This is a genomic window from Pseudomonas sp. KCJK8993 (assembly GCF_046230915.1).
Lineage (GTDB): Bacteria > Pseudomonadota > Gammaproteobacteria > Pseudomonadales > Pseudomonadaceae > Aquipseudomonas > Aquipseudomonas piscis.
Window position 1 is genome coordinate 1 of sequence record NZ_JBJJLO010000174.1, and the last position, 8,486, is coordinate 8,486.

Genomic DNA, 8,486 nt, shown 5'->3' on the forward strand with positions numbered 1-8,486 from the left:
TGCGCCATCAGCGCCATCGAGGCCCAGGGCCTGGCCGCGGATGCCGGCGTCGGCGCCTAGGTCGCGCAGTACGTGTAGCCGCTGTCGAGCCTGCGAGGCTGCGATCGACTGCGCAGCGCCCGCCAAACCGGGCGACGCGGAACCTCAGGTTGATTGCCGAGAGCCACCAGGCGGCTCGTGCCGAGCCGTGCGCAGCCTGCGGCAGCGGCTACACGAACCCTGCAGCGCCCGTGGACCGGGCGGCGTCAGGAGGGCGGGTCATGCGGATTCGGGTTCGCAGCCCTTGAGCACCAGGCGGATGATGGTCTGGGCGGCGGCTTCGTAGTCTTCTTCGGTCAACTTGGCCTTGCCGGTGACCACCGAGATCTGCCAGTCGAAGTCGGCGTAGGTCTGGGTCGCGGCCCAGATGCTGAACATCAGGTGGTGCGGGTCCAGCGGGGCGATCTGGCCACGGTCGATCCAGGTCTGGATGCACTCGATGTTGTGCTTGGCCTGGGCGTTGAGCTGTTCCACCTGGTCCGGACTCAGGTGCGGCGCGCCATGCATGATCTCGCTGGCGAATACCTTGGAGGCGAAGGGCAGGTCGCGGGAGATGCGGATCTTCGAGCGGATGTAGCCGCTGAGCACCTCGCTGGGCACGCCATCGGCATTGAACGGGGTGGACGCCTGGAGGATCGGCTCGATGATGCTTTCGAGCACCTCGCGGTAGAGGTTTTCCTTGGACTTGAAGTAGTAGTAGACGTTGGGCTTGGGCAGCCCGGCCTTGGCGGCGATGTCGCTGGTCTTGGTCGCGGCGAAGCCCTTGTCGGCGAATTCTTCACTGGCGGCCCGCAGGATCAGTTCTTTATTGCGCTCGCGGATGGTGCTCATAAACCGGGGGATTCCTTGCCTGTTCGGCGGTTGCGCATGGTAGCACCGGGCTCGCGAAGGGCTCAAGAATGCCCATTGGCCGTGGTCTTGCCTGCATTCGAGGAGCGCGCCGACCGTTTGCCGAGCGGTTCGCCGACATCTCGCCTGGCCCTCCTGCGGCGCGGTATGCTGCGCGCCTCATTTCACGCAGGGAAGCCTGGCCCATGGCAGGAAGCAGTTTGCTGGTTTTGCTCGACGATATCGCCGCGGTGCTGGACGACGTGGCCCTGATGACCAAGATGGCGGCGAAGAAGACTGCCGGTGTGCTGGGCGATGACCTGGCCCTCAATGCCCAGCAGGTGTCCGGGGTTCGCGCCGAACGGGAGGTCCCGGTGGTCTGGGCCGTGGCCAAGGGCTCGTTTCGCAACAAGTTGATCCTGGTGCCGGCGGCCCTGGCCATCAGTGCCTTGGCTCCCTGGCTGGTGATTCCGCTGCTGATGCTCGGGGGCGCCTACCTGTGCTTCGAGGGTTTCGAGAAGCTGGCCCACAAGTTCCTCCACGGCAAGGCCCAGGACCAGGCGGCCCATGACCAGCTGATCGAGGCCGTGGCGGATCCGGCCACCGACCTGGTGGCCTTCGAAAAGGACAAGATCAAGGGGGCGGTGCGCACCGACTTCATCCTCTCCGCCGAAATCATCGCCATTACCCTGGGCACGGTGGCCGACGCGCCGCTGGCCCAGCAAGTGGTGGTGCTGTCGGGCATCGCCATCGTCATGACCGTCGGCGTCTATGGCCTGGTGGCCGGCATCGTCAAGCTCGATGACCTGGGCCTGTGGCTGGCGCGTAAGCCGGGACAGCTGGCCAGGAGCGTGGGCGGGGCGATCCTGCGTGCGGCGCCCTACATGATGAAGAGCCTGTCGGTGATCGGCACCGCGGCCATGTTCATGGTCGGCGGCGGCATCCTGACCCATGGGGTTCCCGCCTTGCATCACTTGATCGAAGGCGTGGCCGAACGCAGTGCCTCGCTGCTCGGCGCCATTGCGGTGCTGACGCCGACCCTGCTCAATGCGGTGGCCGGGGTCATTGCCGGGGCCCTGGTGCTGGCGGTGGTGACGCTGGCGGGCAAGCTCTGGCGTGGCGTGCGCGGTTGAGCCTGGCCTCAGGCCACGGCTTGCGCTGTCCGTGGTCGCGGTGCCTGGGCCTGTCGACGGCACCAGCGGCGCCAGGTGAACTGCAATTGCACGAGTGCGGCGCGGGCCATCTCCCGTGAGGTTTCGGGGAGGGTGGGCGCGGTTGTCAGTGCCTGGAGCAAGGATCGCGTCGGGGCATCCAACTGGTCGTGGCGCAGGGCCGTAGGGCCGCCGTTCCTGAGCAGCAGGGCCAGGTGACTCAGATAGCGATCTCGCTCGATGGCCAGGGCGCCGCGAGTGGTATCCAGGCAGCCGCGCAGTTGTAGCAGCTCGTCTCCCAGGTCCAGCCCCTGGAGGCCATTGTCCCAGTGGTCGCGGCGGTGCTCGGGTTGCATCTGCCAATACCGGGACACGCGGATCAGACGGTCGGCCATGCGTCCGCCGAACCAGCTTTCCGCCTGCTCCAGCGGCCTTGAGGTGAGCTGTGCCAGGTCGAACAACGAGGCTTTGAACATCCGGCGGTAGTGATGCTCCCCCGGGTTCAGGCTGACCAGGCGCAGCACCACCACGGCAATAGCGACGCCCACCAGGGTGGCCATGGCCTTGTTCAGGAACGCGGCCAGGTCATAGGTCATCAGGTTGCCGGGGCCGACGTTGTTGACGAAGAAGATGCAGAAGGCCGACGCGATCGGTGCCAGTTTGGGCCGGCTCATGCAGAGCGACGCGAAAAACAGCGGCACGCCAAGGCCCAGGCACAGTAGGGGAAAGCCATCCCAGCCGGGGAGCAGGCCGAGGCCGACGAAGCCTGCGACAGGAATCGACAGGGCGATGCCCTTGAGGAAGTTCAGGCAGGCCGCTGCGGGGTTCTCACGGCCGGCGAACAGGCTTAGCACTACACCGCAGATGGAGACCGCCCCCAGGCCCGAAGGCCAGGCGCAGAGGAGCCAGAAAGCGGCCACGGCGAGAAAGGCCAGGGCACTGCGCAATCCGCCCAGCACGCCGTGCTCAAGGTCTCGGTGCCAGGACAAGGCTCCTGGGGCGCCGGGGGGGACCAGGCCCTGTTCCAGGGCACTGACGCTACGAGCGCTTTGCGCCACCAGGTCCAGCACCTGTGACAGTTGCAGTTGGCAGAGACGGGCTTCAGCCGATTGCGAGCGATCGGCCAAGCCTTGTTCCAGGCGCTGGGTCAGGGCGGCCAAGGGTGACTGATGCTCGGTTGCCAGGGCCTGGCTGGTTTCGCGGATCAGCGCTTGCATCGATTGTGCTTCCTGGGGTTCGAGCAACTGTCGCTGTCGGGCCACACTCCTGGCGGCGCGCATCAGGCCCAGCAGATCACGGCTGAGAACGCGCAATGCCTGGGAGCGGCGACGCCCCTGTGCTCCTTCGAACCAGGCGTGGTCGCGCTGGGCATCCACGGTGACGATGCTGCCCAGGGCGAGCAGCAGGCCCTGGCGCTGGTCTTCTCCCAACAGTTCCGAGGCCGCGGCGCGGCGCCCGGCCAGCCAGGCTGCCCGGCCCTGGGCGGCGAGGGTCTGCTCGACCCGGCGTGGCCAGAGCACGATGCTGGCCACGCAGGCGCAAATGATCCCCAGGCCGATTTCCGAGCAACGTGCCACGGCTTGGTCGAACACCTGCAAGGGCGCCACGGTGGCGGGCAGGGCAATGATTGCCGCGGTATAGCCGGCCAGTACGAAACCGTAGGCGGCATGGTTGCGCAGCAGCGAGGCGCCGGTGGTACACAAGGCCAGCCAAAGGGCCATGGCCAGCAGGAACAGCAGCGGGGCCTGGCCCAGCAGACCGATGAGCAGGACCGATGCCAGGGCTCCGACCACCGTACCCAAGAGGCGATAAACCCCCTTGGCCAGGACCATGCCACTGCTGGACTGGCTGACGATGAACACGGTGGTCAGGGCCCATTGCGGTTGTTGAAGGTCCAGGCGCAGGGCCAGGTAGAGCGCCAGCCCACCGGCAATCAGGTTCCGGGTGGCGAACAGCAGGTCCGACGGCGTGGGAGCGAAGAGGGCTTGCCAGGCATCGGCGACACGAAAGGTCGGCAGTTTCATGTTCTGGTCATATAGGTAGCCAGCTAACGATTAGCATCGTATCTACATTGCCTGAAGCTGCCAATGGGTGTCTTGAGCCTGGCGGAGCCAGTTGAAAGGTAAGGCTGAATGGCGGGAATTGGCCGCCCTGTGATGAAGGGCGGCCGGGTATTTACTCGGCGATCTGTAGCTTGCGCGCTTCGGTGTAGACGTAGCGCACTTGTTCGTACTCGAACGGCGAGTTCAGCTCGCCATAGCGGAAGTTGGTCTGGTAGCGCTTGTCGACGCCACGCAATAGCCAGAGCTCCGGATGGTTCTTGCTGACTTCGGCGACGTTGAGGAAGTTGATCGCCGACTCGGCGCTGTAGTCCACCGCCAGGCCGGCGGTGTCGCGCAGGTTCGACGGGCCGAGGATTGGCAGCATCAAGTAGGGGCCGCCAGGAACGCCATAGAAGCCCAGGGTCTGGCCGAAGTCCTCGCTCTGGCGTGGCAGGCCCATCTTGGTGGCCGGGTCCCACAGGCCGGCGATGCCGATGGTGGTGTTGACCAGCAGGCGGGCGGTGGTCTCCATGGAGCGCTGGCCCTTGAACTGCAGCAGGCTGTTGAGCAGGCTGGGTACATCGCCCAGGTTGTTGAAGAAGTTGCTTACCCCGGTGCGCAGGAAGCTCGGGGTGATGTAGCGGTAGCCGTCCACCACGGGCAGGAACACCCATTGGTCGAAGCGATAGTTGAAGTGGTAGACCCGGCGGTTCCAGGACTCCAGCGGGTCGTAGACGTTCAGTGCGCTGAGGGTCGAGCGTTCGAATTCACGCTGGTCCAGGCCCGGGTTGAACTTGAGTTGTTGCAGCGGCTCGGTGAACCCGTCGGGATCGGGCGCGCGGGTGGTGCCGGCCTGGCTGTTATCGGCCTGGGCATAGCCTGTGCAGAGCAACGCAGCGATAAGCAGGAGATGTTTAGCCACGGAAGAACTCCAGCATGGCGTCGCTATTGACGCGATAGTTGAGGTTGCCGCAATGGCCACCATGGGGGTAGACGGTCAGGCGATCGCCGAAGGTCCTGCGCAGGAAGCCCAGGTCGCCCGGGCCCAGGATGACGTCGTCGGCATTGTGCATCACGGCGATCTTCGGGCTGGCCTTGAGATAGTCCTGCAGGGCGTACAGGCTCACCTGGTCGACCAGTTGCAGCAGGCTGCCGCCATCGGTACGGGCGCGCCACATCGGGATCACCTGTTCGGTCAGGTAGCAGTCGAAGTCGCATTGCAGGGCGCGCTTGAAGAATGGCGTGAGGCTGGTGCCCTCGCGGATCGGGTACTTGGGCGGGGTGATCAGGCCGCGCCGGTTGATCAGGTCCGAGGTGAAGGCGATGTCCGCCGCGGAGAAGCGGAAGGCGGTGCCGATCAGCATCGCCAGTTGCTCGTTGCTCAGGTGCTGCTTGGATTGCTGCAGGTCATAGAGCAGGGCGTCGTTGAGATCGATATAGCCCTTCTGCTGGAAGTAGCGGGTCAGCTTGGCCAGCATCAGCTCGTAGAACGTGGTGCTACTGCTGATGCCCTTGACCTCGGTCTGTACCAGCTTGTCCAGGTTGGTGATCGAGGTGTAGAGGTTGACCGGCGGGTTGAGCAGCAGGACCTTCTTGAAGTTGAAGGTGCGCCGGGTCTCGTCGAGCTTGCTGATGAACGCTGCGTCCAGGGCGCCCAGGCTGTAGCCGGTGAGGTAATAGTCGGTGACCGGCAGCTTGGAATTCTGCGCGCGCACCGCTTGCATCACCCGGTACATGTCCTGGGCGTCCTCGGCGGTGACCCCGGGGGTGGCGAAGCGCGACGCGGCGCTGATGAAGTCGAAGCTGGTGGGCGAGGACAGCTGCACCACGTGGTAGCCGGCCTTGTAGTAGAGCTTCTTCAGGTATTCGTTGAGGGTGCTGTCGTAGCGCGCGCCGGTACCGGCGATCAGGAAGATCAGCGGGGCGGCGTGGTCCTGGGTGGCGATGCGGTAGGTGAGTTTCTTCACTGCCCAGAAATTGTCCGGCAGGGTGAATTCGCGTTCCGGGCGCAGGGTCAGGCTGTAGTCGGACTGGCGGATGTCATCGTCCGAGGGCAGCTCCGGGCGTAAGTCCGGCGGCGTGGTGGCGATGGTGGCTTCGAAGGGATTGGTCAACGGGTAGCCGTAGCTGGCTGGGTCGACATCGACCGCCAGGGCGGACGCACTCAGGATAAGGCCACCGAACAGAGCGGTGAGGCGCAAGGAACGAAGCATGACTGTATCCCTAGAAGGAAGGTGCCGAATGAGATTCGCAGGCTATGACCACCGCGTTGCTGCCGAAGTGCCATGTGCGGGCGCAAATAACGTCCATGGCGGTCTGGCCTGGGGGTGATGGTGATAGTAGCCGGACGATACACGTTGCCACCCTCGGCTGAATAGCTATGCGCGCATGGTGCTTGCCAAGTGTTTCCGGGGGATTATGCTGGGCGCCGTTTTGATTGCCTGGAGTGCCCCCATGTCCCGCCGCTTTCCCCTGATCTTGTTGCTGTTGGCCCTGGCGCTCTGGCTGGCCGCCAGCTATGGCCTGCGCTATGGCTTCATGGAGGATGCCCGCTGGGTGGGCGTATGCATCGACGAGGCCGGCCGCTGGGAGTGCGCGTTGCGTTCCAGCCTGGGTTGGATGATTCATTTCAAGGTGTTGGGCTGGAGTGCCCTGGGCGCGGCGCTGCTGGCCTTCGTCGTGCCAGGGCGGCTGGGCTGGGGGCTGGCGCTGCTGGCCATGGCGGCCGGGCTCCCGGCCCTGGTGCTGTACAACACCAGCCTGGCGGTCTTCGCCCTGGTGATCGCCAGCCTGCGCCTGGTGCGCGCTCCTCGCCCCTAGCCGGGCGGATCAGCCGATCCGCGCCCGCAAGCTGCGCCACAGCGCGGCGACCATCAGCAGGCTGACCAGGGCCCAGCCCCAGGCCTGCTGGTTGGCCAGGCCTTCCTGGTACAGCTGCGGCGCGATGCCGGCACCGATGATGAAGGTCAGCAGGGCGACCTCGCGCCGCGGTACCCGCACCGGTCGGCAGAGGAAGGCCAGGGCCGGCAGCAGCAGGGCGGCGCTGGGGAAGCTGCGGTAGCGCGGATCGAACACCAGCTCGAGCATCATCACCGCCGCGGCGAAACCGGCTGCCGCCAGGAGCCAGCCGGCACGCTTTTCCAGGATGCAGAACAGCCGCTGGCGCCAGCCTTCACGCGAGCCCAAGGCCAGTGCGGCGTGGGCCAGGACCAGCAGGTTCAGGCCCAGTAGCAGGGCGGCCCAAGCCCACTCGCTGGCGAAGCGGCTGGTGACCCGCGCCAGTTCGGCGAAGGTGCCGATGCTGCAGGCCGCCACAGCACCCAGCAGTGGCAGGAGGAAGGCCGCCCGGGTGCTGCCGACCCCGCCGCCCAGCAGCAGGGTGCTGGCCAGGAGCGCCGCTCCCAGGCCCAGCCACAGGGACCAGTAGGGCAGGTTGGATACCGGACCTTCGAGAATCCCCTTGTCCTGGCGATCGGCGTCGAACAGCCCCCAGTAACCACCGACCGCGCCTTCGCTGGCGCGTTTCCAGGGTTGGTCGAAGGCCTCGATCAGGTTGTAGTGCCAGCCATTCTGCTCGGCCAGGGCGACGAAACCGCGGATGAACCGGGCTTCGTTGACCCGGCTGGGGATCGCGGTCTCGCGCTGGCGGCCTTCGCTGGGCCAGCCGGTCTCGCCGATCAGCACATCCTTGGGGGCGAAGCGGTTGCCGAACACCTGGCGCACCTGGGCCACATGGTCCAGGGCCACGTCGATGTTCGAGGGATCGTCTTCCCAGTAGGGCAGCAGGTGGATGGTCAGGAAATCCACGGTCGGGGCCACCTCCGGGTGCTTGAGCCAGAATTCCCAGACGTCGGCGTAGGTCACTGGCTGCTTGACGTTATGCTTGACCCTGGTGATCAGCCGGGCCAGCTGGGCGCCGGTGATTTCCTTGCGCAGCAGTGCCTCGTTGCCGACGATCACCGCGCTGACCACATCCGGGTTGGCGTTGGCCGAGGCGATCAGCAGGTCCACCTCTCTTTCGTTATCCGCCGGGTTGCTGTTGATCCAGGCTCCGATCATCAGCTTCAGGCCATGCTTGCGCGCCAGCTCCGGCAGGGCCTCCAGGCCGCTCATGGAATAGGTGCGGATGCACTCGAAGCGGCTCGCCAGCCGCGCCAGGTCGGCGTCCATGCGCTCTGGGCGCAGCTTGAACGGCTGGTCGAACGGCGACTGGTCCTTGTCGAACGGGGTGTAGGAGGCGCATTGCAGCTTGTGGCTGGCGCTGGCGACGTCGGGCAACTGCACCGGCCGGCCGAGGCCGTACCAGTAGCTGCACAGGGCTAGCAGGGCGATCAGGCAGGCGCACAGGTAGGCGAGGAGGGGGAAGCGTGGAGTGGCGGGCATGGTCAGGCCGGTAGGGGGGAAAAAACCGGGGCACTTTGCTGCT

At 65.8% G+C, this 8,486-nt stretch carries 7 protein-coding genes; 2 read left to right on the forward strand and 5 right to left on the reverse strand.

The window, feature by feature from the left end:
- Positions 1-258 precede the first annotated feature (258 nt).
- Complete coding sequence (locus ACK6AU_RS30495; protein WP_022643088.1) at positions 259-870, reverse strand: TetR/AcrR family transcriptional regulator; 612 nt, start codon at positions 868-870, stop codon at positions 259-261.
- 203 nt (positions 871-1,073) lie between these two features.
- Between ACK6AU_RS30495 and ACK6AU_RS30500 the strand changes: the two genes are divergently transcribed.
- Positions 1,074-2,000: a DUF808 domain-containing protein gene (locus ACK6AU_RS30500; RefSeq protein WP_409303384.1), complete on the forward strand. Its 927-nt coding sequence runs from the start codon at positions 1,074-1,076 to the stop codon at positions 1,998-2,000.
- 8 nt (positions 2,001-2,008) lie between these two features.
- Here the strand turns inward: ACK6AU_RS30500 and ACK6AU_RS30505 are convergent, their stop codons facing one another.
- The 3 genes from ACK6AU_RS30505 to ACK6AU_RS30515 form a co-directional block, all read right to left on the reverse strand.
- Positions 2,009-4,042 carry an FUSC family protein gene (locus ACK6AU_RS30505; protein ID WP_409303386.1) on the reverse strand — a complete coding sequence of 678 codons (2,034 nt, stop codon included), beginning with the start codon at positions 4,040-4,042 and terminating at the stop codon, positions 2,009-2,011.
- A 151-nt stretch (positions 4,043-4,193) separates the two neighbouring features.
- A complete protein-coding gene (locus ACK6AU_RS30510) occupies positions 4,194-4,982 on the reverse strand; it encodes a VacJ family lipoprotein (protein WP_185700676.1) in 789 nt (262 codons plus the stop codon).
- Entirely contained in the window at positions 4,975-6,273 is a 1,299-nt protein-coding gene (locus ACK6AU_RS30515) for a serine/threonine protein kinase (RefSeq protein WP_185700675.1), read from the reverse strand. The genes ACK6AU_RS30510 and ACK6AU_RS30515 overlap by 8 nt, the downstream gene beginning before the upstream one ends.
- Positions 6,274-6,514: 241 nt before the next feature.
- On the opposite strand from ACK6AU_RS30515, the gene ACK6AU_RS30520 reads away from it, so the two are divergent.
- Complete coding sequence (locus tag ACK6AU_RS30520; protein WP_185700674.1) at positions 6,515-6,880, forward strand: hypothetical protein; 366 nt, start codon at positions 6,515-6,517, stop codon at positions 6,878-6,880.
- Between the two features lie 9 nt (positions 6,881-6,889).
- Here ACK6AU_RS30520 and ACK6AU_RS30525 read toward each other — a convergent pair whose 3' ends face one another.
- Positions 6,890-8,443 carry a beta (1-6) glucans synthase gene (locus ACK6AU_RS30525; RefSeq protein ID WP_409303389.1) on the reverse strand — a complete coding sequence of 518 codons (1,554 nt, stop codon included), beginning with the start codon at positions 8,441-8,443 and terminating at the stop codon, positions 6,890-6,892.
- Between the last annotated feature and the right edge of the window lie 43 nt (positions 8,444-8,486).

Excerpts from the sequence above, each read along its gene's own strand:
- ACK6AU_RS30495 (WP_022643088.1), bottom strand. The coding sequence starts at position 870 with ATGAGCACCATCCGCGAGCGCAATAAAGAACTGATCCTGCGGGCCGCC.
- ACK6AU_RS30500 (WP_409303384.1), top strand. The coding sequence starts at position 1,074 with ATGGCAGGAAGCAGTTTGCTGGTTTTGCTCGACGATATCGCCGCGGTG.
- ACK6AU_RS30505 (WP_409303386.1), bottom strand. The coding sequence starts at position 4,042 with ATGAAACTGCCGACCTTTCGTGTCGCCGATGCCTGGCAAGCCCTCTTC.
- ACK6AU_RS30515 (WP_185700675.1), bottom strand. The coding sequence starts at position 6,273 with ATGCTTCGTTCCTTGCGCCTCACCGCTCTGTTCGGTGGCCTTATCCTG.
- ACK6AU_RS30520 (WP_185700674.1), top strand. The coding sequence starts at position 6,515 with ATGTCCCGCCGCTTTCCCCTGATCTTGTTGCTGTTGGCCCTGGCGCTC.
- ACK6AU_RS30525 (WP_409303389.1), bottom strand. The coding sequence starts at position 8,443 with ATGCCCGCCACTCCACGCTTCCCCCTCCTCGCCTACCTGTGCGCCTGC.